Origin of the sequence: Agrobacterium vitis, assembly GCF_014926405.1 — a bacterium.
Classification (GTDB): Bacteria; Pseudomonadota; Alphaproteobacteria; order Rhizobiales; family Rhizobiaceae; genus Allorhizobium; species Allorhizobium vitis_H.
Map to the genome: position 1 here is coordinate 267,286 of NZ_JACXXJ020000003.1, position 26,616 is coordinate 293,901.

Here is a 26,616-nt window from a genome sequence, read left to right on the forward strand (position 1 = left end):
TGACCATCCGTCTTTTGACGGCGGATGGAGAGGGAGTTGAAGCGAGTGGATACGATTGCGCGCGTCCGGCGGGCCTTTCATGTTCAAGGTTGGTCGATGAAGAAGATCGCCCGTGAACTGCATGTTTCCCGCAACACGGTCCGCAAGATATTGCGCAGCGACGAGACCGACTTCTCCTACGAGCGCGAGCGGCAGCCTTTGCCAAAGACGGGGGCCTGGCAGGCGGAGATCGAGCGGTTTCTTGCGACGAACGAAGGCAGGCCATCGCGCGAACGGCTAACGCTGATCCGGATTTACGAGGAGCTTCGAGCGCTCGGATATGACGGCAGCTATGATGCGATCCGCCGTTACGCCAAGGGTTGGGCGAAGAACCGGGGATCAGCGACGGCGCAGGCCTATGTGCCGCTCTACTATGCACCCGGCGAAGCCTACCAGTTCGACTGGAGCCACGAGATCGTGCTGATCAACGGCACGACGACGACCGTGAAGGTTGCTCATGTCCGGCTCTGCCACAGCCGCATGATGTTTGCACGTGCCTATATGCGCGAGAGCCAGGAGATGGTGTTTGACGCCCACGACAAGGCGTTTGCCTTCTTCCGTGGTACCTGCACGCGTGGCATCTACGATAACATGAAGACGGCGGTGGAGGCGGTGTTCGTGGGCAAGGAGCGGCTATACAATCGCCGCTTTCTGCAGATGTGCAGCCACTACCTTGTTCAGCCTGTCGCCTGCACCCCGGCGTCTGGTTGGGAGAAGGGCCAGGTCGAGAACCAGGTTGGCCTGGTGCGCGAACGCTTCTTCACGCCGCGCCTGAGGGTTAAGAGCCTTGAGGAATTGAACGTTTGGCTGCTCGACAAATGCGTCGCCTATGCCAAAGCGCATAACCATCCGGAACAGGCCGACCAGACGATCTGGCAGATGTTCGAAGCCGAACGCAGCAGCCTCGTCCCCTATGTCGGTCCGTTCGACGGCTTTCACTGCGTTCCGGCCTCGGTCTCGAAGACCTGCACGGTCCGTTTCGACAATAACAAATACTCGGTCCTCTCAACGGCTGTCGGCCGCCCGGTCGAAGTCCACGCCTATGCCGACCGGATTGTGGTCAAGCAGGATGGCACGGTCATCGCCGAACATCGGCGCAGCTTCGGCCGCGGCGAGACGGTCTATGATCCCTGGCATTATGTGCCTGTCCTGGCCCGTAAACCCGGCGCTCTTCGCAATGGCGCGCCGTTCCGCGACTGGGTAATGCCGGCGGCGATGGAGAAGGTCCGCAAGCGATTGAAGACAGTCGATGACGGCGATCGGCAAATGGTCACCATTCTCGGATGCGTACCGGGCGACGGTATCACGACCGTTGAGGCCGCCTGCCAGGAGGCGCTTGATCAGGGCGTCTGCTCGGCTGCCGTCATCCTCAACATACTGGCGCGGCGTCGTGATCCTGCTCCGGCTGCGCCCCTGCAAATCCCCGATGCACTGCGGCTGACCCATGAGCCGGTCGCCGATTGCGCTCGCTATGACAGCCTCAGGAGGGCAAGCTGATGGAACGCACACAGGTTCTGGAATTGATGAGCACCTTGAAGCTCTACGGCATGCGCAGCGCCTATGACGAGGTCATGGGCAACGGCATCAAGCGCCAGCATGAGCCGCCGCGTATCGTTGGCGATCTTCTGCAGTCCGAGATCGCCGAGAAGCAGGCCCGCTCCATCCGCTACCAGCTCAGCATCGCCAAGCTGCCGCTCGCCAAGGATATCGACGACTTCGACTTCACCAACACGCCCGTCAATGAAGGCCTTGTCCGCGACCTGGCCACCGGAGCCTTTGTTGCCGATCAGCGCAATGTTGTTCTCGTCGGAGGCACGGGCACCGGCAAGAGCCACCTGGCCATCGCGATCGCCCGCGCGCTCATCCGCAACGGCACACGCGGGCGCTTCTACAATGTCGTCGACTTGGTCAATCGGCTGGAGACGGAGACGCGCAGCGGCAAGCAGGGCCGGACGGCGGACTATCTCAACCGCCTCGACTTCATCATCCTCGACGAACTCGGATACCTGCCATTCGCCCAGGCCGGCGGCCAGCTTCTGTTCCACCTGATCAGCAGGCTCTACGAGCGCACATCCATCATAGTCACCACCAACCTGGCATTCGGCGAATGGCCAACCGTCTTCGGCGACGCCAAGATGACCACCGCGCTCCTCGACAGGCTCACCCATCACTGCGAGATCGTCGAAACCGGCAACGAGTCCTGGCGCTTCAAAAACCGCTCTCAAAGCTAAAGCCGAAGAGCCCCATCACCCGCACCTGTTTCGCCCTCTGCAACCCCGGCCAGCGCCGGGCGATCCAGGTGCTGATCGTCAACACGGGGGTCAACATTGGACGCCGATATGGGGTCAACTTTCCGCGCCGATTGACACTGTCCAGAGTTCCCGAGCCAGCTCTAGCCGCATCGATCTCGTGCCCGATGGTAAGCAACTGGTGATCGTGCTGCGAGGCGATCTTGCCGCGATCCTCACCTTTGCATCCGGCAAGAAGAAGCCTGAGTTCCTCAACGAAAGGGCGATCCTGGAAGACCTCATGGGAAGACTCGCGTCGACTGAAGCCCAGAAACGCCAAAAGCCCTCCTTTTGGGAGGGCTTATCGTATTGATATTTTGTAAGTTATTGGTTGCGGGGGCTCACAACCAACCATTCCTGCGATTGGTCAAGCGTGAGATACCAAAACTGGCTGCATAACAATTATTGGTCGCCTTGGTAGGATTCGAACCTGCGACCACTGCAATTCTGAAGCTTGGATTGTCACTTATAGTCTTGAAGGACCGAAATTCGGTGCCCGACGGCGACGCTGTGCGCGGACCGGACTGGGCCTTTCTGATCGACAATCCTTAGACCGAGCGCGACAAAATCCTTGCTGCTGACCAGGGGGTTGTAGGCATTTCTTTATTACCCTCCAGCGCCCGATCGGCTAGCTGGGTACCGATGGATCACCTGCCGTCAATTCAGTTGCTAGCAAGTCGCCGCGTCATGAGTCAATTGATCGCAGAGACATGCTAGCGAAACGGCATAGAAATCGTACTAACTCACGGACAATCGACCCCTGATACCGTGTTTTGCAACTGATCACCGACAGGATCGACAGCCCGCTCACGGCAGAGCATGCCGCTTTGATCTGCGTCCAGAAGCATCGACTAGACTCAAGCCGGTCTACCCAGAGTATCAACGGCTACACCTGCGAAACACCACCATCTATCGCCAGTTCCGTTCCTGTGATGTAGCTGCTTTCCGACGACGCTAAGAATAGTACGGCGGCGGCTACCTCTTCTGCGCGGCGAGCGCTGTCCTTAACGGTGGTGGTGACTTCCTCTAGCGCTGCGGCTGTCTCTTCGACCGAGGCTGCCTGCTGCTTGGTGCGGCTCGCGAGGTGATCGGCGGAAGAGCGTATCTCGACCGCGCCACTGTCGATTGCCTTGGCGTTCTGACCGACGATAGCCAGCGCATCGTGGAGTTTTTTGACCGAAGCGTTGAAGTCTGTGCGCAAACGGTCGAGGTCGCCATTGGCAAGGCGACCGAGGCTATCTGCAAGCGAATTCACAGCGAATGCTATCTGCTCTGCCTCGCCGGTCTTCGCGGCTTCGCGGGCGCGACGCTCCTGCTCGGTCATGGCACGGGTCTCTTCTGCTTCGCGGGCGAGGCGCCCCCGCTCGACAATGTTGTCGCGGAAAACAGCGACAGCGGCAGCCATCTGGCCAACTTCGTCGTTGCGATCAGTACAGGGGATTTCAGTCAAGACATTACCGCGTGCAAGTTTCGCCATCACGCCGGTCATATTAACAACTGGTCGAACGACGAGTCGTGAGAGAAGTACTGCGAGGATAGCGATCATAGCAACTACACCTACAAGTGTTGCAACAGCAGCGGCCGTGCGAAACTCATTGATGCCTGCGTAGGCAAGATCACGATCAATCTGGACCGCAAGATACCAGTCGCCGCGCGGCAAGCCTCGGATCGGAAGGAAGGAAACCAGGACATTTGCATCGGCGAAAGTGGTTTCTGTGACGCTGGAGCCGACGGCGGGGGTATTAGTCGGATAGGCATCTTTAAGAGTTTTCGTGACGAGATTGCTGTTCCGGTGAACTAGGATTGTCCCATCCTGCTTTACCAAGAACGCAGAGCCTTTACCGCCCATATCGACTGAGTTAACCATGCTGACCAGCGATTCGATAGAGAAGCTTGAGGCAGCAACTCCCGTCAGCGAACCGTTTTTTTTCAATGGCGAAGCTACGCTGATTTGCAGTTTGCCGGTAGTTGCTAAAAACGGATCGGTGATGAACAGACCATCAGCACTTACCGCGCCTTTATACCAAGGTCGCATTCTTGGGTCGAAATCCGAAGCCATATTCTGGTTAGGGAATATGGTGAAATTCCCCTGTTGATCGCCGATGTAAGTCGACAAAAATTCGCGTACAAGCACATCGTTGTCGAGAGTTTTGAGCATTTCTGTTGCGTTAGCATCGTGCCGCAATGCACTACCAACCGCCTCCGTCAGCAAAATCCTAGCGTTTAGCCAGTTTGCGATACTCTGAGATGCTTGAAGCCCAGAACTCTAAATCTCGCTTTGGACAGCGGCGCTTGTTGCCTTGCGTTGGAGACTATCAATATAGAAGGAGAAGCCCGACATAGCGCGACGATCACCAGCGAAGCCACTGCTAGTATCTTAGTCATTAAGTTGAAACTCGTATTCATGCTACGGCCCTGCAAGGAACATCTACACCGCGTCAGCGGAATATGGTTAAGGGAAATTTTAAAACTGCCCGGCCGTCATGGCCAGGGATTTGGGAATTTCGTCAGTTGAGTGAAATGAACGCGGCGACGAGTTGAACATCGACCGGCTTGTGCCAAGAGAATTCAGGCCACTCCGCATTCCTAGTCTACTTGTTCGCCTTGCATGAGGAACCATATGTCGGCTCGCCGACACTCGCCAGGCTACTATTCAAAGACGAAGCGGTAGGTTTACGATGCCTTCACGTGCCAACCTTCAGCGTGTCCTTTAATCCGCGCAAGCATGCAATTACAGACAGTGGCGTCAACAGTCCGGTGCGGGGATTTTCGGGATTGGGGACGCCTTCAATGGTCATGGAGAAACGTGCGACGTCGGCCTCTACCTCAATCCGATGGGTATTGCGCTCAACATGCGGATCGGCGAAGAGGCGGATTTGTGTCCTTTCCGGTCCTATACCCGCCATTGCAAGCGCAGCGGCGACGTTAACGTTGGCCGGAAAACCGATCGCTGCCTCGAGCGCGTTGCCTTCAAAGATGCACAACGGCACCTCGAGATTATCAAGTGACATCGTACGCTCTGTAAGAAATGGCGCTCCAAGCCAGCCCCGTGGGGCTTTGCGGGTCTCTATCAGCACGGAGTGGATCGTGCCCTGTGCAGCTGCACGCACCGCGTCTAAACCGATCAATGCGCCGGTCGGAACGATGATCCGAGCCCCATGTTGATCTGCTTCGTCGACAAGATAAAAGTGCCGCAGCAAAGCGCCACCGGAGCAGGCGATCAGGGTGCGACCGGCAGCAATCGCTGGCCGGGCGATGTCGAGAAAGGTGGCTGCAGGTGCCGCTTCTACGACGATCTCGGCATCCACCAGTTCTTCCGCCGTCTCCCTAACGGGCGGCGGCGCGGCGAAATCGGAGAGAGCCGCCCGCGCCTTTGCTGTGTTGCCAGACGCGACGGAGACGAGCCTGAACCCGGGAACACGCCCCTGATCGATAGCACGGGCAACTGACAGACCGATGGCGCCCAGCCCGGCGATAGCCACAGTAGTTTGCGTCATTTCGAATCTCCTAACACTTCACGAAACAGATCGGCATCGACATTTGCCCCCGAGAGAAGCACTGCGACGGTTTGGTCAGCCACAGGGATCGCGCCCGTAAGAACAGCTGCAAGTGACGCTGCCCCCCCCGGCTCCACGACCAAGCCGAACTCACTGAATGCGAGACGCATCGCGTGTGCAACATGCTTGTCACTAACCGCAATGCTTCCTTTCAGACGCGGCGACAGAATATTGAAATTCATGGATCCGGTTGTCACGGCAAGCAGCGCGTCGCAGAATGATCGCCCCGAGAGGTCATTCTTCTCGCGCCGACCGCTCACCAGCCCGCGCCGCAGGTCATCGTACGCCTCAGGCTCGGCCGCCCAAACCTGGGCCTGCGGCAGCATTGTTTCAAACGCAAGCGCGCAGCCTGCGGCAAGTCCGCCACCGGAGCAGCTGACAGCCAGTGCGTCGATCATAAAACCCATATCTAAAGCCTGTTCGACAATTTCTTTGGCCACGGTAGCCGCACCCGCCACGATCCGCCGATCTTCGAAAGGTGGAATGAGCGTCAGCTGGCGCTCGCCAGACACGGCAGCGCCAATCGCTTCACGATCGTCATGAAGCCTGTCGTAAAGAATAACTTCCGCGCCCCATTCACGCGTTCTTTGGATTTTGACCGCAGGCGCGTCCTGCGGCATTATCACCACAGCCGGGACACCAAAGCGGTTGGCAGCCCAGGCAACAGCCTGGCCATGATTGCCCGAGGAAAAGGCGATCACGCCGCGCTGTCGCGCCTGCTGATCCATCAGCGACAGCGTATTCCATGCCCCACGTGCTTTGAAGCTTCCAGCACGCTGAAGACCTTCAGCCTTTACGAGCAGCCGTCCGCCGATCAAGCGGTTGACACGCTCACTTTCCAGAAGCGGTGTTTTGACCAGATGGCCGTCAATACGCCCGGCGGCGGCCTCGATTTCATCGAAGCCCGGGGGCTGAAGATGCCATGGCGTTGATGCAGCAGCTTGGCTGATGTTCATGATCGAGCGCTCCTTTCTGTCATTTTCAGTTTATGCGGCAATGTAACCGTGTGCGATATCGCGATCGATGTCCGCGGGAGCGCGGAAAGCCGGGTCGCCGTAGCCGCCGCCGCCGGATGTTTCCAGGCGAATGATGTCGCCTTTCAACAGTTGCAGGTTGTCGACCTTGGATGGCAATTCCTGCTGATCCTTGCCACGGATCAGGACAAGGCTTCCCGCACGCCCCGGCTCGCCGCCGTTTAGTCCATAAGGACGGAACCGGAAACGCTCGAGATTGGCTGTGAAAACAGCTCTTTCGCTGTCCACGCGCCACTCCCGGAACAAGCCGAGCCCGCCGCGCTGTCGACCCGCCCCCCCAGATCCCTGGACAAGGCCGTAGCTGACGATGGAGATCGGCAGCTCGCTTTCGATCATCTCTGCGGGAATGTTGGAGCAATTGTGCATGCCATAGGTGTAGGCACTCAGCCCGTCGATATCTGCATGGGCACCACTGCCACCGACCTCGATTTCTACAAGCACGCTGCGCTCATCATTCTCGCCGACTGTCTGGAAAGAGCATACATAGGATACGCCGTAATAGGCTGCAGGAACGCGTCCTGGGACCGCCTTATGCAAAGCGCCGAGAACGGTCGTTGCAAGCCGATGCCCTACGGCAATCCGGTTTGCAACCGGCGCTGGGTGGCGAGCATTGACGATCAATCCCTCGGGAGCAATAAGCTTAATGGGCCGGTAGCAGCCTGAATTTGCCGGTATCTCGGTGTCCGCGATTGCCATCATGGCATAGGAAGCGGCCGACTGCGACGAGGCAAGAGTGGCGTTGATCGGACCGGCAACTTGCTTGCTGCATCCGGAGAGATCGATTGTCACTTCCTCCCCTTGGATATGCACGATGACATGAATGCGGACGGGCTCATGTCCAATTCCGTCATCGTCAAGAAAATCTTCGAATTCGTAAACTCCGTCCGGAATACGCCCGATCATCATGCGCATGGCCCGTTCCGATCCGTCTAGCATTTGGTTGCATGCATCAACGAACATGTCAGCGCCCACGCGCGCCGCAAGCCGGCGCAGGTTGGCCTCGCCCACGGCAAGCGAGGCAAGCTGGGCTTGCAGATCGCCCCACAGCATGTCTGGACGGCGCACATTCTGCCGCATCATCGCTACCACGTCCGCGTTGATCTTGCCGGCCCGCACGAGTTTGAGCGGCGGGATACGTAGTCCTTCCTGAAAAATTTCCGTTGCAGCAGCTGAGTAGGAGCCGGCTGCCATCCCGCCCATATCGAGATGATGGCAAAGTGTTCCTACAATGCCGATCCGCTCGCCGTCGAGGAATACCGGGCGGAAGGCAAGAATGTCGGGTATATGCTGACCGCCGCAATAGGGGTCGTTGGTGATAACAACGTCGCCTTCCTCCCATTGATCAAGGGGCAGGAAATCGTGAACGATCGTCAATAGACCGCTGCCCATAGAATTTAGATGTTGTGGTATGCGGGCGGCCTGGGCGACGTTAAAGCCATCACGATCAAAGACGGCCGTGGAATAGTCCAGCAATTCGCGGATGACAGTGGAACGGCTGGTACGCCAGACGGTAACGTCCATTTCCGCCGCCGTTGCCGTCAGTGCATTGCGTAGAATTTCAAGCTCGATCGGGTTCAAACGTGTACTCTCGGTCATGTATCTCAGGCTCCTTTAACGGCACACGCCTTGCGCGCAATCATGCTGTCGGCTGGTCCGGGGCTACAGCTCCAGCCCGCGGCAATGAAAATTGTTGTGTATTCCTCTTCAATCAGCGCTGGCCCTGTGATCGTGCCGGTGACCTTTTCCCGCTGATGGACATCGACATTGGTCCATTGGCCGCCGCTCCAGATCCGCCGTGTGCCGGGTTCGCGTTCCGCGCCACGACCAGCGGCGCGCTGCGAGTTGAACCGAGGCAAAAGCCCGATGACGTTGAGTCGCAAGGTGACGATCTCGACGGCTGCCTCGCGATTGCAGTAGGAGAACCGCTCCGAATGAAGCGCATGGTAGTCGGAAAGAAGCCGCTCCAGCGCACCGGGTTCTGGTGCTGCATCCGGCCACGGAACAACCAGTTCGAAAGCCTGGCCATGATAGCGAAGATCGACGGATACTGAGAAACGACGGTCGACTTCCGGAACCCTGTCTGCCTCGAGAAGCGCGTTGCCTTGGGCGCGCAGTTCTTCAAGCGCTACCCCGAGTTGTGGAAGGACGGCATCCACGGCCGGCAGGACGCGCGAACGCGCAAGGTCATGGACGATGTCTGAGTGAAGGATACCAAAGGCCGAGAACGTGGAAGCGTCCGCCGGGAAGACAACTTCGGAAATGCCGAGTTCCTCTGCCACCGGAACCGCATGTAGCCCGCCCGCTCCGCCGAAGGACAAAAGGGAGAAATCGCGCGGATCAAGTCCTTTTTCAAAGAGGCTGAGGCGTGCGGCAACCGCGAGACTGGTATCGGTTACCTTGATGATACCTTCGGCTGCGTGTTCCATGGAGAGATCCAGCGGTTTTGCGATGCGTTCAGTGATCGCCATGCGCGCACCATCCACGTCCAAGGGCATTGCTCCACCGAGAAAATAGCGCGGGTCCAGCTTGCCGAGTGCGACATTGGCGTCGGTGACGGCAGGTTCTTCGCCACCACGACCGTAACAGACGGGGCCGGGCCAAGAGCGAGCGCTGCGCGGACCGACACGCAGACGACCCGCATCGTCCAGCGATGCGATTGATCCACCACCCGATCCGATCGTGCGGATTTCGACCATAGGCAGACGCACAGGAAGATTGTCGATCTCTCCTTGGGTCATCTGAGTGATCACGCCATCGCGTACAACGCAGATATCGTAACTGGTTCCTCCCATATCGACGCCGATCAGGTTAGGTCGTTCAAGAGCCTGTGCCAAACGCATCGTTGCAAGCGCTCCGCCGGATGGACCGGAAAGCAGCAGTCGTGCTGGCTGGCGTTCGGCGACGTCGGCACTGCAAACACCACCGTTAGACTGGACGAGAAGAAGCCGGGCATGAACGCCAGCTTCGGCCATGCGAACCGTAAGACGATCGAGATAGTTTCCCACCACCGGCATCAGCAGGGCATTCAGGACCGTCGTGGATGTTCGCTCATATTCCCTGATTTCCGGACTGATTGCGGAAGAGAGCGTGACGGGCGTTCCCGGCAGGTTGTTCGCAAGCGCTTCAGCCACCAACTCTTCGTGAAGGGGGTTCACATGAGCGTTAAGCAAGCACACGGCGACCGCTTCGGCGCCGAGAGCTTCAAGGCGCGGCAATATGGCATTAAATGTATCTGCTGTAAGCGGCCGCTCGATCGTGCCGTCAGCCCTGATCCGCTCGGCCAAACCAAGGCGTCGATCCCGGCCAACCAAGGGCGGCTCCTGGTGTGGTTTCAGCCCGTAAATGTCTCGGCGGGAATGACGGCCGATCTCCAGGACATCCTCGAATCCGGCTGTTGTCAGCAGAACGCCGCGGGCAAGCTGCCGCTCCAGGACGGCATTGGTCGCGATGGTCGTTCCATGCAAGAGGAAACGAATGTCGGCGAGTTCGAACCCGTAGCGTTCTGCCGCTCCCTTGAGGCCTGTCAGCAGACCGACAGAAGGATCCTCGGGCGTTGTTGGCGTTTTGAAGCTTCTGAGTGCGCCATTGCGCTCATCCAGGATCTGAAGATCGGTGAATGTTCCGCCGACATCGATTCCAATTCGAATAAAAGGTGCAGTGCTCAAGATAACTCCGAATAAGCTGGCGCGCGCAGGCAAATAATGGCGCTAATTTTCAGGTTGGGCTTGATACCGCTCGCTCGTTAACGCGAACAAATGAGCGGTATAAGCATTTGATTGTGGGAATGCGGTCGCTCCTAGCGCAGCATTTCGACCGGCCAGAGTGCGATCTCCGGGATAAACAAGAGCAGCGCGACGGCGAGGAGATAGGCCAAGAGAAAGGGCATCACGCCGGCGAAAACATCGGTAATGGGGCCGCCTTTGGGGCGCATGCCTTGCAGCACATACATCACCGTTCCGTCTGGCGGGCTGATTTGCGCTATTTCAACGAGCATCGTCACGACCACGCCAAACCAGATCGGATCATAACCAAGAGCAACGATGATCGGAAAGATTACCGGGACGGTAGTAATGATCATGGAGAAGCCCTCCATGAAAGTTCCGAGCGCGAAATACATGCCAATGATGGCAAGCATGATAGCCCATGGCGGAAGAGGCAGGTTGCCAATGATCTCTGCCAGTGCCTGCGGCACGTTGATCAGCGTCAGCACGTAGTTGAGGAGATAGGCACCGAGGATGATCAGCCCTAGAAGCGCAGTGTTGCGGGCTGTCGCCTCTGCGCACGCACTCAACATGCGAAGGTTGAGCTTGCCCTCACGCAGGGCAAATAGCGCAGCCCCGCTGACTCCAAGCGCAGCAGCTTCGGTTGGGGTAGCGAAACCGCCATAGATGGAGCCGAGAACGAGAACGATCAAAACAATCGTCGGGCCGAGACCAGCGAGGGAGCGGATCTTCTCCGAAAATGCCACCGCTGGCGGCCGGTCAATTGGGTGGCGCAGACCGTGCAGCACGATGACACCGGCAAACAACAGGGTAACGAGCACGCTGGGCAGCAGCGCTGCAAGGTAAAGATCCCCAACCGACGTTTCGGTAATCAGGCCATAGACGATGAACGTGATCCCGGGCGGGATAAGATTACCCATCGCGCCGCCGGCAGCCAGCGACCCGAGCACCATGCGCTCGTTATACTGACTATCCTTGAAATAGGGCAGGGCAACCGAGCCCATGGTCGCGGCGGTGGCAACAGAAGAGCCGGAAATGGCTGAAAACAAAGCACAGGAGGCGATGTTGGTATGCAACAGGCCGCCCGGCGTGCGGTTCAGCCAGACGTTCAGAGACTTGTAAAGACGGTCCGACAGTCCCGCCCGCAACAGGATCTCGCCCATGAGCAGGAATAGGGGTACGGCAATCAGAACGAAATTGCTGGACGGGCCCCAAAATGTCTGTCCGGCAAATAGCCAGAATGGTCTTTCGGAAAAGAGAAAGCCGGTTATCACCGCTAGCACGCCCAGGACAGTTGCCACATGGACACCCGCCCCGAAGAACAAACAGAAAATGGCGATCAGGCCCATGATCTCGGCGATCGGCAGTTGCACGCCTCCGGTTGCCGCCGTTACGACGACCACTCCGAGCAGGCCAAGTAGGAAAATGATAGCAATCATTGGACGTGCTCCCTTGCCGTCATGCCGACGGCTTCAAGTGCTTCTTCGGTCTCATCGTCGACGCTGCGTGAACTGAGGAGTGCTTCCACTTCGTCCAAGTGCCCCGATGCGAGCGCAAGTATGCTTTCCAGCGACAGCGCCAAGGCCATTGCGAAGAAGCCGAGCAGTCCGGCGAACCAAATTCCCTGCGGGATCCACATGGGAATATGGAGGGCACTATTATCGTGCGCTTGGAAAAGCAGCGATTCTTCTACCAGTGACCAGCCGCTCCAGGCGACAAAGCCGCTGAAAACTGCGAGCATCAGGATGCTGACAACGTGAAAGATGGCACGAACGCTTAAGGGCATTCGGTTTATCAGGACGTCAACGCGTATATGCGCCCGCATCGCCAGCGTATGGGCCAGAGACCAGGAAAGTCCGGCCGCCAGCATATAGCTTGTGACTTCCACAGTGGCTGCACTCGAAAAACCAAAGAGAGTGCGGCCAACGATATCCGCCGTGATGAACGCGGCACAGGCAATGTAATTCCAACCCGCAGCATAGGCCATGAAGGTGGCTAATCCCTTCACGCAGAGCCTCAGGACGCGCGACAGTCGCAGGGGGAGAGGATCCCCCTGCATCTCGGCGATCGGACGCACCCGGCTCATGGCTGAAACTCGACGCCGCTGATCGGAGCGATGGTTTTGTTGTAGATGTCACCGCAGCGTGTGCCGCAACGTCCGACCCAGCCCGGTAGAACGGTCTTGCTAAACACATCCTGCACCATTGCCCGATCGGCATCGCTCGCTTTGACTTCTGTCATCGGCTTCTTGGCAAGCGGATGGAGTTTGCAGTTAGCGGCGTTTCCGGTATTGCAAGCGAGACCGTCCAGTGTGGCAGCTTTGCCCAGTTCCCATTGCTTGACAGCCATTTCCTCGACCGTTCCCTGGAGAAAGGCCCGTACCTGCGGATCGAGCCCATTCCACCAGGCAACATTCACCATGTAGCCTGCGAGTGACCAGGAGAGCGGAAGGTCTGAGATGTGCGTCGTGACTTCCGGCCAGCGGGCAGAGGCCCCGCTCCCCGTCCCAGTCACAGCGCAATCGGCGACACCACGCTCGAGGGCGCTGTAGACTTCCGGGAAGCCCAGGCTAATGGGTTGGCCGCCGACCGCAGTAATGAGATCGACGAGCGAGTTTCCGAAGGTCCGGACCTTGCGACCCTTGAGATCTGCAAGGCTTTCGAAGGGTGAGCGGCAATAGATCACCTGTGCCGGGAACGGGTAGACTGCAAGGAGCTTGATGCCGAACCGATCCAATTCCTGGTTGGCCGCGGGGAGGATCGCATCCGCGATCTTCTGTGCCGCGTCGATATCCGGACTAAGGCCAGCAAGATCGATCCCATCAAGGAGTGGTACATCGCCAGACAGTGTCGACAAGGTTCCCGCGCCGATATCGGCCTGTCCGGAGCGGACGAGCCGAACGATCTCGCTGCCGGAAAGATTGAGCTCCGCGTGCGTGCTGAGTTGTACTTTAATCCGGCCGTTCGACCGCTGCGGCACCTGCTCACGTAAGTAAGGTATATCGACCCTGGTGAACTGCGGCATTGTCGGGAGCGGCTGTGTGACGGCTGATAGGTTTACGCTCGCGCCAGGCGCAATGCTCTGAGGCATTTCGGCATGAGCCGAGCAGGCTAGGAGGCTAAGCGCTGCAACGGCTATCGGTAATATAGTTCTATTCATCATAAGAAATTCCCCTTGTATTTTTTGTGGTGGCTGATGAATGCTGTTTACTCTTTTCAGGAAATCAGAACGTTTGGCTCCTTCCGTTTAGGGCATAGGGTTGGGTAGCGATTGGTGTGGTACGCCCGGCGATGAGATCGGCGACGAGACGACCCGTGCCGCAAGCTATAGTGAAGCCCAAACCGCCGTGGCCTACATTCAGCCAGAGGCCCGGAATGTCACTTTGTCCAAGTATCGGCTTCCAGTCCGGCGTTGCCGGACGCAAACCGCTCCAGGCGTCTGCTCGTGACCAGTCCGCAGCGCAGGGAAAGGCTTCCCTTGCTTGGCGTGTAAGTGTATCTGTCCTGCGCGTGACGATATCGTTCGCAAAACCGACCAGATCGACCATTCCAGCAACGCGCATCCGCCCCTCCGCACCAACGCGTGCCCCTTCAAGAGCCGCATAGACGACCTTGTTTTGCGCGTCAGTGATACTGACTGCCGGTGGGCGGTCAGTGACGCGAATCGGCGAGGTCAGGCTGTAGCCCTTCAAAGGATAGAGCGGCAGCGACAGACCGATCGGCTCGGCAAGCATCAGGGCGTCGATGCCGGAGGAAAGCACGAAGTGATCCGCCTCGATTAATCCCAGCCTTGTTCGGACGGCAGATGTTCTGCCGCCGCCGCATTCGAGCGCGGAAGCTTCCAGCCCGAAGTGAAAGGCGACGCCGTAGCGTTCTTCAAGGCAGGTGCGCAGCGACTGGCAAAACCGGTACGCATCGCCGACAGCTTCGTCAGGGGTGAAGACACCGCCTGCGATCCTTTGAGTACCGCCAGCAAGGGCGGGTTCAATCTCGATGCATTCCCGTTCATTCACAAGAGACTGGTGTGATCCATGCCTAGCTTGTAATGCCACCAGCTCGTGCGCCGACACTAACTCCGCTTCATCGCGGAAGACCACCAGCTTGCCGTTTTTTCGATAGGAGAAATCGAGCGTCTCCTCGGTCATCATGGTGGTAAGAACATCGCGGCTAAGAAAGGCAAGGGCGAGCATATCGCGGATGCCCGCCTCGAAGACAGAGCGTCTGCTTGCTCGGACAAAGGCCATTAGCCAGCGCCAAAGCCGGGTGTCCATCTGGGGACGAAGTCGCATGGGCGCGTCACCATCGAGCATCCAGGCAAAGCCCTTGCGAACGACGCCAGGCGCGGCTAGCGGCGTCACGTAGCTGTAGCTGAGCTGACCGCCATTGGCGCGGCTTGCACCTTCGCCTGGTCCGGGCGCCTTCTCTAGGACCACGACTTCGTGACCGTCCCGTGCCAAGTGCCAGGCGCAGGTCAGTCCAGCCAAGCCCGCGCCAATAACGCAGACCTTCACGGCTTTTTGCCTTTCGTCAACTTTGGGGCAGACCTGGACTTCATGGAGGTATCGCTCGCCATCGTTTCTGATGGGCAAGCGTAGTTCGACTGCGATTATAAAGTCCAATCGGATGATATGAAGGATTTCTATTAGATATCGTTATGCATACCTGCATGAAAACTGGACGTTTCGACTGCTATTTGTGCAAGCAGGGGAGCCAGGATGGTCCCGGGTCCAAGCCTGTAGCTGGCGGTGAACCGGAGTGGATTGAGGTTCAGCGGAGTGGAAAGGATGCGCAACTCTCCCCTTCTCAGTTCCGGTTCAACAGCGGCGGGAGGGATGACGGCAATCCCTAAACCGCTTAGGGTCATTCGGATGATGGTCGCCAGCGATGAACTTGCGTGGATACGCGGAGCCGAGCTTGTGGCGGTCCGGAACAACTGCTGGAGTTCGCGGTAGTTGGCCGTGTTCTTCTGATAGGTGATGAGCGCATATTTTTGAAGCATTTCGGCCGACACGACTTCATCGTTGAACTGTGTCTGACTGTTGCAGATGAACGCGAGAGCGAAGGGGTTGAGAGGGACATCAACGAAATCAGGCGCCGCGACCGGCCCCATCAAGAATGCCAGGTCAAGTTCGTGTTTGAGCAGACTTGCCTTCATTTTGGGCGTAACATCTACTTCGATGTCGAACGTGACCGCTGGATATACGCGACTTACCCTGTCGATGAAGTCGGGAAGCCAAGTCTGGACGATGGTTTCTGAAACTCCAAGCCGCAAGACACCGCTGAGATGATCGGCTGCGGCGACTTCTCGGATCATTTCCGAATGAAGCAGGAGTAATCTGTCTGCATAGGCGAGGAGATGGCGACCCTTGGGCGTGAGTTGAACGGTTCTGGCTGATCGTTCCAGCAAACGACAGCCAAACTCCTCTTCCAAAGTTGAAATGCGCTGAGATACAGCCGGCTGCGTCATGTAAAGTCTGGCAGCAGCCTGGCCGAAATTTTGGAGAGTCGATACCCAGTAGAAAACTTCGAGACTTCTAAGATTGATCATCATCTCCCTCCCTTTCGTTTCGCCAACGCTCACCAGTATTATTCTCTCTACTGCTTCTTTCGCAAAGTGAAGGGTAGAGCCATGGGACGGTATATTTGATCCTTGAAATATTGGAAGATCGGCGCACCTCATCACCAGAGAACATGCTTTATAGGCTGAACGGGTTTTGCTGTCGCTCCGTTACCCATCAACTGCTCAAGGTCAATTTGAATTGTCCGGCAGATTGACGTCAACGGCACGTCGTGGGCTCTGTTTTCAAAGGGATCTTGTAAATCCGCGCCGATGCGATCCATTGCCAAAAGCATGAAGCCGACGGCCGTGGATGCCAGCAGCGTGAAAATCGTCAAGCTGTCGACAAGACCGATTGGCAAAAGCAGGCAGAAGCCATGGACGAACAGGGTGGGGAAATAACCATACTCCCGCGGAAGGGGTGTATTCTTGATCCTCTCCATACCTCCCTGTGCATTGCTCATATCGACCATAATGCTTTCAATCTGAACGCGGCTACACGCCACAGAATATTCCGCAATGCAGCATATTTGAGATGCGGTGCGATATCGAACGAAACAGCAAATGGAAAACTCTGCCGCAGTTTGGCGTTCAGGCTAAGCCGCCCATTCTTGCGACCGGAGCCGCTTTGTCAGCCGCCTTCGCCAACTCAAGTTGGGTGGAGAGACTTCTATTAACTGTCTCACCAATTTTGCAGAGAGAGTACTTGTCTTTCGGTCAGCATAACGGCCAGAAGGTAATTCAGATCGTTTTCCTCCGTACCAAGAATGCTTACATGTCCGACCCGGTAAAGAAGAATTTCACAAAGACAAGCGTCGAGGTCCGTAAAATGAGGATTGTCCGGGCCGTGCGGGCAAATTCGCTTGAGGAAGCAGAATATCTCTTTCTCAAAAATGACGGTCGCATTCGGATTGTAATCGAAGACACCCTTGAAACACAGGGAGTTACCGTGACGAATGCTATTGAATATCCAGGCCTTAATTTTCCGGCCATTCATAGGGACCGGATCAGACGCGCCTTTGGTCCAAACGCCATGGATGAGATAGCGACGATCATGGGATACCTTGCAGACGTCACCTTCAAGGATAGCAACGGAACGCCGATTTTCGGCAACTACTCCGCAGCCACGGAAGCGATGAGGGGGTACTTGCTTCTACATAGCCTGATCGAGCGAGATGAAGATGAAGACTCAGCCAACGACGTTAGCGTTGACTGCGCTTGCTGTTCGAAAAACACCCGCGAGATCGGCGAGTACTATATGGTCACGGATGCTGTGTGGAAGGCCGCCGGCAGGGAGTTTGCAAAAAGAATGCTTTGCATTGAATGCCTGGAAGGCCGCATTCAGAGGGAACTTACGCAGGATGATTTTCCGGCGGATATTCCAATCAATATTTCAATGAGGAAGAAGTCAGACCTTTTGCAGCGTCGAATGGGAAGGTAGCCACCCGGGTGGATCCGTTGCAAACTGGCAGACGCCACTCCAATGCTGCCAGGCCAAAAACCAGTGTTGGCCTGATATGATATGAAGGTGCCGACCTAGTGTCCAGACCGGCTTAAGGTAAGGGCTTGCTCTGGCTCCCCGCTATACTTTTTGGTCTTGATGGGCTCGAACCGTCAACGGCACCCGGGAAAATACATTAGGATCACAGCTATTCCGCATTGCAACACTCGACGAGTTTGGTGTTGATACCAACATGGAACTCAACTCGGAAACCAAATGAGCCGCCCCCCAATATATCTCGATGGCTTCTCTACCACTCCCCTTGCGCCTGAGGCCAAGGAAGCCATTCTGCAATCTTGGATGGAGCCGGGAAACGCTGGGTCCTCCCATTTCGCCGGGGAACTAGCCGCCGCCAAGATTTTCCAAGCACGAACAGCCGTTGGCGCCTTGATAGGAGCTACGCCTGAAGAAATCGTTTTCACTTCCGGTGCAACCGAGTCGAACAATCTGGTCTTTTTGGGGGTCGGGAAATGGGCACTCGCTGGCGGAAGCCACCGACGCCGGATCGTGATTTCCGCGATCGAACATAAGGCGATCTTCGAACCTGCGAACGCCTTAAGCGAAATGGGCTTCGAAACAGTTATTGCGCCCGTTACACGACATGGGGTGGTTGATGTTGATAAGCTTACACAGCTTATTGATGAAACGACCCTGTTGGTTTCAGTCATGGCAGCAAATAATGAGACCGGCGCAATTCAACCCCTTTCTGAAGTCGTGGCAGTTGCGCACGCCGTCGGCGCTTACGTCCATAGCGACGCAGCACAGGCCGCGGGCAAAGTGCCCTTCAATGTCGATACGATAGGTGTCGATTACACAAGCTTATCTGGTCACAAAATTTACGGCCCTATGGGCGTTGGCGCCCTTTACGTTTCCCAATCCGCGCCAAGGCCGTTCCCAATTCAATATGGCGGAGGTCAACAGGGAGGGCTGCGCCCAGGTACCGAGCCAGTTGCTCTGATCGTAGGTTTCGGCAAAGCAGCTCAGGTGGCGATTGAGGCAATGGAAGAGGATGAACGCCATTGCCGGATGCTTGCGAGCCATTTCATGAAAAGGCTGAGCGAACATCAGGTCAGTTTCTCGAAAACTGTTGACCCTAATATATGCATTCCGGGCGGATTAAGTCTCATAATAGATTCCGTCGAAGCGGATGATATTGTTGCAATGATTGGGAAGCAAGTCTCAATTTCCACTGGATCCGCTTGCTCATCCGGGCAGGTATTGCCTTCACATGTATTGAAAGCAATGGGTATAGTTACAAACAAAGCAAGAAATATATTTCGTATATGCTTTGGAAGATACAATTCTATTGATGATGCCGAAGTTGCGGCATCAGTAATTGCCTCCGCAGTGCAAAAGCTCAATCGTCCCACTGGACCGATCCTCCAGTAGCAGTTAGACTGCGGGCATGATAAATGCTTTTACCGATTCCTTTGCACGTCCACAATTTGCAGGACACGAAACTTTCCCGTTACGCCTTCTTTGGCTGAAGAAGGCATTTGACGCCGTCGAAGGCGGTGCAGCAGCGGGAACATTTCAGGAACATGATGCTATCGCACGATTCGGTGTTGGTCGCAACATGGCTGTGGCGATGCGTTTTTGGGCGCTTGCCTCCGGTTTTGTCGAAGAGCGTGACCGCTTACTTCACCCGTCGTCGTTTGGCCGATTGATCCTGTCAGATGACGGGCATGATCCATACCTTGAAAGAACCGCGACTATTTGGCTGGCTCATTGGTCCGTGGCAAGTGAGCCCGTATACACAACCACTGCGTATTACGCATTCAATGCTCTGACAGGCATCGAGTTCGACCCTTCCAGTTTGCTTACGCAGATGGAGGCATTGGTTGAATCAAAAGGGTGGCGGGCGACAAGGGGGACATTAAAGCGGGATATCGAAGTCTTTCTTCGCAGTTATGTTCGGCGGTCCGAAGGGCAGACTGACGATGCTGCAGAGCCCCTTCTTGCTGAGCTGGGGCTCATTCGAGAAGCCCGCTTCGGCGGATGGTACGAATTTGTGCACGGACCCAAGCCAAGTCTGCCGGACGGGATATTTGCCTATGCTCTCTCACGATTTTGGGAAAAGCGAGGTGGCTCGACCGCAATTACAGCTGAGAGGATTTGCTACGAAGCTGGGTCGCCCGGCCGCGTTTTCAAGCTTGATGAGGACAGCATTGTGACCCGACTGATGGGGCTCGAAAGTCTAACCAAGGGCGCTTGGGTTTGGACGGACACCGCCGGGCTTCGACAAATTCAACGAGTACGCCAAGTAGACCCACTTTCCCTAATTTCAAGCGCGTATGCCCTTGGTGCCCAAGGGGTGTCCGCATAATGTCAAACCTCTCTTTTCAGGTCGAAATCAATCGGCGTTTTGCTCGGTCGGCACGCCTCGACGCTGACCTTAACGGCACACCTCCTCTTGTCGGCTACGTACTACAAGCGAGTGTGGAAAAGTCGCTCAAAACGATGGCGGCAAGTCAAATTGATGGCAAGCAAGGAGCGTTCACCTGGACCGGCCCGTATGGCGGCGGTAAATCAAGTGCTGCTCTTTTGCTCGCAAATCTCGTAGCGGGAAAACCCGAGAATCGGAAAATCGCTCGGAAAATCGTAGGCAAGGATCTTACTCGTCAGTTTGAGAAGGCTTTCCCGGGCGCCGACGGCGATTGGGCGATTGTGGCCGTAACGGGCACACGCATGGCTTTACGCCAAGCTGTGGCTGATGCTTGCGTGCCGGCTTTTTCTTGGACGGATCAGCAACATAACCATGCGTTATCGAGCGACGACGCACTCATCACAACGCTAATCGAGTCGGCGTCTACGGGCAGAGGCGGAGCCTTAGTTGTCTTGGACGAACTTGGAAAACTCCTCGAGCATCAGGCTCTGGACGGCGGCGACGTCCACCTTTTGCAGGATCTTGCGGAATGGAGCTCACGAAGCAAAGGCCGTTTGGTCGTTATTGGCATTCTCCATCAGGCATTTGACCAATATGCTGCAAAGGCTGGAAGAGGCGCTCGTGATGAATGGGCTAAGGTTCAGGGCCGATATCAAGACATTCCGTTTCTTGCCGGTGCAGATGAAACGGTAGCGTTACTCGGGAGAGCTATCACCTCGCTCAATGTTCCAGCCTCTGCTGGAATAGCTGCATCCGCCGTGGCGGACGCAGTCGCGACACGTAGGCCCACCGACATTGCCGTGCTGCGCGATGCACTTGAGGCAACCTGGCCATTAAACCCGGTTACGTCGCTCCTTTTAGGACCAGTATCTCGTCAACGATTTGCCCAGAATGAGCGGAGCGTTTTTGGCTTTCTGAGTTCCTCAGAACCGTTTGGCTTTCAAGAATTCCTGAATAGCGCCAAACTGGGTCAAACTTTCGATCCCGACCGCTTATGGGACTATTTGGCCACTAATTTTGGAATGTCCCTAGCCGGCGGTGCCGATGGCAACCGCTTTAGTCTAGCGTTTGAAGCCATAGAACGGGCTGCCGCAAAAGGCACTTCGCTCCACGTTTCGCTGACGAAGTGTGCGGCCGTGATCGAGTTCTTTCGAAACGGTTCTGGTCTGGCTTTGGCAGATGATATTTTAGCTGCGGCAACACCACATGCCAGCGATGCGTTGAGAAGGGCTGCGATTGAAGATTTGCTATCGTGGGCAATCCTTATTCGGCAACCCCGATTAAGAGGTTACGCGCTCTTTGCCGGAAGCGATTTTGATCTTGAAGATGCAATTGCCAAATCAACCTCGCCTATCGATGAAGCACAGCTGCGCGCGCTGACTCAACAAATCGGTCTCGGCTTTGCAACGGCCAAACGTCACTATTTCCGGACGGGTACGCTTCGGACCTTTGAAATTGCTGTCATCGTCGCGGGCCATGCGGACAAGGCCATCGATCTCGCAAACCGCATAAAATCGATGGGGCACAAGGGCGCTGGAATGCTCGCTTTGATTTTAGGCGATGGAAGCCTCGATACCGCAGAAGTAGAGACCCGTTGCAAATCCGTGACGAAGCAACTTCACAAAGACGGGCCCATTGTTGCCGTCGGAGGCGTGAAGGAAGGTTTTTCCCTGCGAGAGAATGCTGCTGAGCTTTTTGCAATTGACAGAGTCTTACGGGATCATCCCCAATTAGAAGGGGATAGAATTGCCCGACGAGAAATAGCAGCTCGGCGCTCAGGCACGATCGACAGTCTACATCGGGACCTCGACGCTGCCTTGAATTCTACGAGGTGGTGGATTTCTCCTGACCCCACTCGTACAATTAAAGAGCCTGTTGCGATTGTGGCCTCAGCGCTCGCAGATGCGGCCTTTGATGAGGCACCAATTTTACAGAGCGAGCTACTTCAACGCGACAAACCTTCATCCAGCGCAATGGCCGCTCTGCGAGATCTTTGCTACGCTATGGTGTCAAAAGCGAACCAAAGTGATTTAGGGTTTTCAGGCTTTCCCGCCGCGATGGGACTCTACATCACCGTTCTCAAGGCACTAGGTTTGCATGGAATGGTGCGGCCAGGCGTTTACGATTTCAAAGCCCCATCTGGAACCGAGCAAGCCATTACGCTGATGCCCGCTTGGCGTATCCTTGAAAACAACACTGATATCGTTGTCGGTGATGTTTATCAGAAATGGTCAGAAGCACCAATTGGGCTCAAATCCGGACCGATGCCTTTGTTGGTGCTCGCTTTCTTGTTAGCCAATCGTGATCGAACAGCTGTTTACATCGACGGAGTTTTTCAAACCGAGTTCAGCGAGATTTTTGTCGACAGGCTGCTACAGAAGCCCGCTGATATCCGGCTTCGCCGGATAGATAGATCATTACGACAGGCTGCGTTCATGAGTGGTCTCGCTCAAAAGCTCAACCTCCCCGATGGGGCGGCCTCGCTGCCAATCGCACAGAGCCTATTCAGACGTTACGAAGAATTGCCGCTATATGCGCAACGCACCGATAGTATCGGCGACACGGCCAAACGTCTGCGTAGCGTTACTTTGAAATCAAAGGATCCAGAGACGCTGCTGTTTGAGCATATTCCGGGCGTACTAAAAGACAACGACGGACCAGAAGTCGTCATTTCCGCTCTCGAAGAAGCCGAGGCTGCTTATCCTGCGCTCCTTACCCTATTGCACTCGTCACTAGCACGATCGCTAGCTGTGGATCCAGAGACTTTCGGTGGTCTTACCGAACGTTCTGCGTCGGTACGAAACCTGACCAATGATTATGCTTTCGAAGCCTTTGTGATGCGTGCGGCGGCCTTTGAGGCGGGAACGGGCGACATTGAAGGAATTGCGAGCTTGCTGCTTCATAAGCCATCAAGAAACTGGTCGGATCGCGACAAGGACCAGGCTCTGCTTCAACTCGCCCGTTTCGGCCGGCAATTCAGAGAGCTCGAAGCGCTTGCTGTCGTCCGCGACCGAGGTTCGAGCACAGAAGCTATGGCGCTCGTTGTTGGAGTTGATCCAAAAATCCCCCCACTTCTGCGGACGTTCGTGTTGACCGAAGCGGAAAAGCATCAAGCGACCTCTCTCGCGGATCGCCTTTTGAAACAACTTTTAGAAGACGACTCTTTGGCGCGTATTCAGTTTGCAGCTCTTGCACGCGCCGTCGCCAGTCTGGCAGCCAATACAAAGGTGGACAACAATGAAGTCTGATCGGCATATTCTTGGCGTGTCAGGTGGACGCGACAGCGCGGCACTTGCAGTTTTTATGCGGCAGCACCATCCCGAGCTGCCGCTGGAATATTTTTTCACAGATACAGGGAAGGAGCTTCCGGAAGTCTATAGTTTCTTAGATCGCCTTGAAGGATTCCTTGGCAAACCAATTCAACGCCTCAACCCAGATAGAGATTTCGATTTTTGGCTTGAGGAATATGGGAATTTTTTGCCATCCCCCCGTACCCGTTGGTGCACGCGTCAACTGAAGCTTCGCCCACTTGAGCAATGGATTAAATCGGATCTGGATTCCGGAACAACCATCCATTCATACGTGGCTATTCGGGCTGATGAGCCCAGCCGTGACGGATATCAGGCCACTCATCCCAACATGCGGGTACATCTACCTTTGAAGGAAGCTGGGATTGATCGCGCGAGCGTAATTGAAATGTTGCAGCAGGCTGCGGTCGGAGAACCGGAATACTACGATTGGCGCTCAAGATCAGGATGCACCTTCTGCTTCTTCCAACAGAAGATTGAATGGGTAAGGTTGGCAGAACATCATCCCGATCGTTTCCAAGAGGCCGTCGATTACGAAAAAACGGCCTTGAAAGATGGTTCGCCGTTTACCTGGAGTCAGGGCGAGAGTTTGAACGAACTCGTCGCTCCTCCTCGCGTGGCGCAAATCAAACTCGACTACGAAAAGCGAAAAGAACGACTTCGGAAAAACCGCGCGATCAATCCTCTTTCCGGCCGTTCCACTGATACCATTGACGACATTTATGGTATCGACGAAGCGGCCGGTGGGTGCGTCGTGTGTCACAAGTAACCCGTAGGGGCGCCGTTTTACATTCCAAGCCAAGGGGCTAATCGGTTCCAAGCTAGCTCAGCAAGAAGCCGTCCGCGGGCGTCAACAGCCTGCAAATTCCACTCATGGGGAAATGCTGCGATTGCTTTAACATGCGGCAGATAATGCTCGCCATGAATGCGACCAGCGACCTTCGAAACGTCCGCCCCCATACCTTTTAGCTCAGCTAATATCAATTCTGCCTCTTGGGTGGTGTCGGCAGCGAGCGCAGCGAAGAACTTCTTTTTATGAAGCCACGCTCGAGCACTCAGCGATTGATTTGCATTAAGCGGCACTAGGGTCAGATTTCCCAGTCGGTCATACTCGTCGTCAGCATAAAGATCAGCGGGCCAGTCACCCTGAGACTGCGGGGCAATATGTTCCACACTCGTATAAAGGTCCGTCGTCCAAGCTTCTATGGTGAGTGTGGGATGTGATCCAGCTTTCCCAGCAATCAAGATCCCGTCGGGTCCTTCCACGGTGTCATGAAACGCTGTCATCAGTAGGAAGCGGGCGAGCGCAACATTGACGAAGTAAATAGGCTGAACAACAGTCTTCTCGATCCATTCCTCCTTGCTGCCGATATTTGCTCCCCCATTGGTCCGGTCGGTTTTCAGCCGTGCCGCTAGAACCTGCTTTATGACGTCAGCCTTGGGTAGCACTCCGTCGTTCCGGAGACCCCTGGCAAGAGGTCCGACTCCACGCTCCGGTGCACCTTTACTCATAAGATCACGGTAGACTTGTTCAATCCTATCTGTCGTTGATCGAGAAGACCTCCACAACACAGCAAAGCTGGTAACGGCCCTTGCAACAGCTGCAAATTCGGCAACAGCGATTTTTTTCAATTCGGCATCTTGCCCTGCAGCTGTAATCGCGGCCGCATACTGCGCCAGTAGCGGCGCTGTAATTGTGTGACCTAGAGCAACTAAAAATCGAATGCACAACGCTGCATCGGCAGGAAGTTTAGTTGTGCCTACGGCTGGGATGCCATCTACCCAAACTTCGTCGAAGAAACGCGAGAGGTCTGCCAGATGTCGCACAAAACTTTTTTGGGCGGCGGCGCTGCCACAGCCATCAAAAGTATCTCGCATAAATCGTCTTTGATCGGCGAGGTTCTTGGACTGTTTCTCCCCGCGCTCAGCCAAAGCAAAAGCTATTAGTAATTCAGCTGATCGTTTTTGGCGGGCTTCCGCGTTTGTTGCCTTCTTGAGGTACGAGAAGGCGGCATCAAGTTGCTTCTTCTCCTCTGAAGCATTGTAGTGCTGCAAACCGATGGATTGTACGACTTTTGGCGTGAACGTTTCCAAAGCTGTGAGTGGCTGACCGGTCGTGTTCAGCGCCTCAAACACATCAAATGCGAAGTCTTCCGTGGTCGCGGTAACGACCACCAAGGTTATCCGCTCGAGAGCAAAGCGCGAAAAAAACAAGAGTGAGATAAGTGAAGTTGCTGATTGCCACCACTCTTGGGTCTTCTTGTCGTCGGCCTCGATTTCAAGATCGCCCGCTTCATCGACCATCAGCGCATGGGACTGTTTCGCCAGAATTTGCGTCAATGCAAGCGTCATAGGCTCAGGGAACTCTTCTCCGAAAAGCGCGTCTTGCTTTTCAGTATCGTGAACAATGTTCGCGAAATCAGGAAATTCATCGTCGGACGGAAGGGCTTTCAGCTTCGTCCTCATCACCTTCATCATTTTGACGAAGTGCTTACGCTCGGCCTCGTTATCTGCACCTACGCTGGTCTTTTGAAGCTCAACGAGAAACTTGCTCCAGTTCGGGTTTTCCTGCTTGGAGAACTTCACATATTCAAAAAGCATCCATGCAATAGGCGAGTCGTAATTTGCTTTGTCAGACTCATAGGACCATGTGTCTTTAAAGGCCCTGATCATTTTGGGGAAATGTCGGAATTCGGCCTCCCCGTTCCGCTGCTCTTCCGACAGCATCTGCGACAGGAGGCCGCGCATGTCGTTCACCCGCGTTTCGATCCAGTTTTTTGTCTCGTCGCTCACTATAGTCTTTGCTTTAATCAGCGACGCCCACTCCGTTTCAATCTCTATGAGCAGGGCTAGGCAGAGCATAAGCAGAGTCGTCAATCGTTGCTGACCGTCGATGATCGTCATGACCTGGCTGTAGACTTGGTTTTTGACCAACGGGCTGATTGTAAGCTTTTTCGCATCGTTCATCGCGATGATGGTACCGATGAATGTGATGGATTCATCTGGACGCTTCAACAGTGCACCTAACCCTTGCACGGTGTCGTCAATCAAGCGTTCGACGTTTGCCTTGTCCCAAGCATAGTCGCGCTGGTACGGCGGGATATAAAGCCCTCGCCCATTTTTCGAAACAAAATCATAAAGGCTTTCGGAATCGGCTTCAAAAATTTTCTGCGCTGGGCTAGCCAAGAATTTCGTCCTTTTTTAATTTCACGGGCAGTTCGATTA

Annotated in this window: 19 protein-coding genes and 2 pseudogenes; 7 read left to right on the forward strand and 14 right to left on the reverse strand. The window is 55.6% G+C overall.

The annotated features are described in order from the left end of the window. Positions 1 to 36: 36 nt before the first annotated feature. Positions 37 to 1,603: pseudogene (gene istA / locus IEI95_RS02810) on the forward strand (IS21 family transposase). Then, entirely contained in the window at positions 1,536 to 2,270 is a 735-nt protein-coding gene (gene istB / locus IEI95_RS02815) for an IS21-like element helper ATPase IstB (protein WP_156543945.1), read from the forward strand. The pseudogene istA and the gene istB overlap by 68 nt, the downstream one beginning before the upstream one ends. On the opposite strand, the gene IEI95_RS02820 is transcribed toward istB, so the two are convergent. The 13 genes and pseudogenes from IEI95_RS02820 to IEI95_RS02875 form a co-directional block, all read right to left on the reverse strand. Continuing rightward, positions 2,248 to 2,607 carry a hypothetical protein gene (locus tag IEI95_RS02820; protein ID WP_194415771.1) on the reverse strand — a complete coding sequence of 120 codons (360 nt, stop codon included), beginning with the start codon at positions 2,605 to 2,607 and terminating at the stop codon, positions 2,248 to 2,250. The two genes, istB and IEI95_RS02820, sit on opposite strands and share 23 nt — an antisense overlap. A 606-nt stretch (positions 2,608 to 3,213) precedes the next feature. Then, positions 3,214 to 4,539: a PDC sensor domain-containing protein gene (locus tag IEI95_RS02825; protein WP_234934150.1), complete on the reverse strand. Its 1,326-nt coding sequence runs from the start codon at positions 4,537 to 4,539 to the stop codon at positions 3,214 to 3,216. Between the two features lie 472 nt (positions 4,540 to 5,011). Then, positions 5,012 to 5,824 carry an aspartate dehydrogenase gene (locus IEI95_RS02830; RefSeq protein WP_194415773.1) on the reverse strand — a complete coding sequence of 271 codons (813 nt, stop codon included), beginning with the start codon at positions 5,822 to 5,824 and terminating at the stop codon, positions 5,012 to 5,014. Next, entirely contained in the window at positions 5,821 to 6,840 is a 1,020-nt protein-coding gene (locus tag IEI95_RS02835) for a threonine ammonia-lyase (protein ID WP_194415775.1), read from the reverse strand. The genes IEI95_RS02830 and IEI95_RS02835 overlap by 4 nt, the downstream gene beginning before the upstream one ends. A 30-nt stretch (positions 6,841 to 6,870) precedes the next feature. Then, complete coding sequence (locus tag IEI95_RS02840; RefSeq protein ID WP_194415777.1) at positions 6,871 to 8,514, reverse strand: hydantoinase B/oxoprolinase family protein; 1,644 nt, start codon at positions 8,512 to 8,514, stop codon at positions 6,871 to 6,873. Between the two features lie 5 nt (positions 8,515 to 8,519). Then, positions 8,520 to 10,049, reverse strand: coding sequence for a hydantoinase/oxoprolinase family protein (locus IEI95_RS02845; protein ID WP_234934152.1), 1,530 nt, complete (start codon positions 10,047 to 10,049; stop codon positions 8,520 to 8,522). A gap of 39 nt (positions 10,050 to 10,088) precedes the next feature. Further along, a pseudogene (locus IEI95_RS29730) lies at positions 10,089 to 10,616 on the reverse strand (hydantoinase/oxoprolinase N-terminal domain-containing protein); the annotation flags it as partial. Positions 10,617 to 10,714: 98 nt separating this feature from the next. Next, positions 10,715 to 12,079, reverse strand: a complete 1,365-nt coding sequence (locus IEI95_RS02850; protein WP_194415781.1) for a TRAP transporter large permease — start codon at positions 12,077 to 12,079, stop codon at positions 10,715 to 10,717. After that, positions 12,076 to 12,726 carry a TRAP transporter small permease gene (locus IEI95_RS02855; protein ID WP_194415783.1) on the reverse strand — a complete coding sequence of 217 codons (651 nt, stop codon included), beginning with the start codon at positions 12,724 to 12,726 and terminating at the stop codon, positions 12,076 to 12,078. Before IEI95_RS02855 ends, IEI95_RS02850 begins: the two co-directional genes overlap by 4 nt. Next, positions 12,723 to 13,664 (reverse strand): TRAP transporter substrate-binding protein, encoded by a 942-nt coding sequence (locus tag IEI95_RS02860; RefSeq protein ID WP_194415786.1) that lies wholly within the window; start codon positions 13,662 to 13,664, stop codon positions 12,723 to 12,725. The genes IEI95_RS02855 and IEI95_RS02860 overlap by 4 nt, the downstream gene beginning before the upstream one ends. A gap of 199 nt (positions 13,665 to 13,863) precedes the next feature. Then, a complete protein-coding gene (locus IEI95_RS02865) occupies positions 13,864 to 15,150 on the reverse strand; it encodes a D-amino acid dehydrogenase (protein WP_194415788.1) in 1,287 nt (428 codons plus the stop codon). Positions 15,151 to 15,281: 131 nt separating this feature from the next. Further along, positions 15,282 to 16,190: a LysR family transcriptional regulator gene (locus IEI95_RS02870; protein ID WP_204166260.1), complete on the reverse strand. Its 909-nt coding sequence runs from the start codon at positions 16,188 to 16,190 to the stop codon at positions 15,282 to 15,284. Between the two features lie 128 nt (positions 16,191 to 16,318). Next, on the reverse strand, positions 16,319 to 16,702 hold the full coding sequence (locus tag IEI95_RS02875; RefSeq protein ID WP_273545120.1) for a bestrophin family protein: 384 nt from the start codon (positions 16,700 to 16,702) through the stop codon (positions 16,319 to 16,321). 29 nt (positions 16,703 to 16,731) lie between these two features. Between IEI95_RS02875 and IEI95_RS02880 the strand changes: the two genes are divergently transcribed. The 5 genes from IEI95_RS02880 (at position 16,732) to IEI95_RS02900 (ending at position 24,160) form a co-directional block, all read left to right on the forward strand. Further along, a complete protein-coding gene (locus IEI95_RS02880; protein WP_194415790.1) occupies positions 16,732 to 17,637 on the forward strand; it encodes a hypothetical protein in 906 nt (301 codons plus the stop codon). A gap of 276 nt (positions 17,638 to 17,913) precedes the next feature. Beyond that, positions 17,914 to 19,086: a cysteine desulfurase family protein gene (locus IEI95_RS02885; RefSeq protein WP_194415792.1), complete on the forward strand. Its 1,173-nt coding sequence runs from the start codon at positions 17,914 to 17,916 to the stop codon at positions 19,084 to 19,086. Between the two features lie 16 nt (positions 19,087 to 19,102). Further along, positions 19,103 to 20,023 carry a DUF4007 family protein gene (locus tag IEI95_RS02890; RefSeq protein WP_194415794.1) on the forward strand — a complete coding sequence of 307 codons (921 nt, stop codon included), beginning with the start codon at positions 19,103 to 19,105 and terminating at the stop codon, positions 20,021 to 20,023. Then, positions 20,023 to 23,331: an ATP-binding protein gene (locus IEI95_RS02895; protein ID WP_194415797.1), complete on the forward strand. Its 3,309-nt coding sequence runs from the start codon at positions 20,023 to 20,025 to the stop codon at positions 23,329 to 23,331. The genes IEI95_RS02890 and IEI95_RS02895 overlap by 1 nt, the downstream gene beginning before the upstream one ends. Further along, positions 23,321 to 24,160 (forward strand): phosphoadenosine phosphosulfate reductase domain-containing protein, encoded by an 840-nt coding sequence (locus IEI95_RS02900; RefSeq protein ID WP_194415800.1) that lies wholly within the window; start codon positions 23,321 to 23,323, stop codon positions 24,158 to 24,160. Before IEI95_RS02895 ends, IEI95_RS02900 begins: the two co-directional genes overlap by 11 nt. 17 nt (positions 24,161 to 24,177) lie before the next feature. Here IEI95_RS02900 and IEI95_RS02905 read toward each other — a convergent pair whose 3' ends face one another. Next, positions 24,178 to 26,577, reverse strand: coding sequence for a DUF262 domain-containing protein (locus IEI95_RS02905; RefSeq protein ID WP_194415802.1), 2,400 nt, complete (start codon positions 26,575 to 26,577; stop codon positions 24,178 to 24,180). Positions 26,578 to 26,616 lie beyond the last annotated feature (39 nt).

Excerpts from the sequence above, each read along its gene's own strand:
- istB (WP_156543945.1), top strand. The coding sequence starts at position 1,536 with ATGGAACGCACACAGGTTCTGGAATTGATGAGCACCTTGAAGCTCTAC.
- IEI95_RS02830 (WP_194415773.1), bottom strand. The coding sequence starts at position 5,824 with ATGACGCAAACTACTGTGGCTATCGCCGGGCTGGGCGCCATCGGTCTG.
- IEI95_RS02835 (WP_194415775.1), bottom strand. The coding sequence starts at position 6,840 with ATGAACATCAGCCAAGCTGCTGCATCAACGCCATGGCATCTTCAGCCC.
- IEI95_RS02840 (WP_194415777.1), bottom strand. The coding sequence starts at position 8,514 with ATGACCGAGAGTACACGTTTGAACCCGATCGAGCTTGAAATTCTACGC.
- IEI95_RS02850 (WP_194415781.1), bottom strand. The coding sequence starts at position 12,079 with ATGATTGCTATCATTTTCCTACTTGGCCTGCTCGGAGTGGTCGTCGTA.
- IEI95_RS02855 (WP_194415783.1), bottom strand. The coding sequence starts at position 12,726 with ATGAGCCGGGTGCGTCCGATCGCCGAGATGCAGGGGGATCCTCTCCCC.
- IEI95_RS02860 (WP_194415786.1), bottom strand. The coding sequence starts at position 13,664 with ATGCCGCAGTTCACCAGGGTCGATATACCTTACTTACGTGAGCAGGTG.
- IEI95_RS02870 (WP_204166260.1), bottom strand. The coding sequence starts at position 16,190 with ATGATGATCAATCTTAGAAGTCTCGAAGTTTTCTACTGGGTATCGACT.
- IEI95_RS02880 (WP_194415790.1), top strand. The coding sequence starts at position 16,732 with ATGCGGTGCGATATCGAACGAAACAGCAAATGGAAAACTCTGCCGCAG.
- IEI95_RS02885 (WP_194415792.1), top strand. The coding sequence starts at position 17,914 with ATGAGCCGCCCCCCAATATATCTCGATGGCTTCTCTACCACTCCCCTT.
- IEI95_RS02890 (WP_194415794.1), top strand. The coding sequence starts at position 19,103 with ATGATAAATGCTTTTACCGATTCCTTTGCACGTCCACAATTTGCAGGA.
- IEI95_RS02895 (WP_194415797.1), top strand. The coding sequence starts at position 20,023 with ATGTCAAACCTCTCTTTTCAGGTCGAAATCAATCGGCGTTTTGCTCGG.
- IEI95_RS02900 (WP_194415800.1), top strand. The coding sequence starts at position 23,321 with ATGAAGTCTGATCGGCATATTCTTGGCGTGTCAGGTGGACGCGACAGC.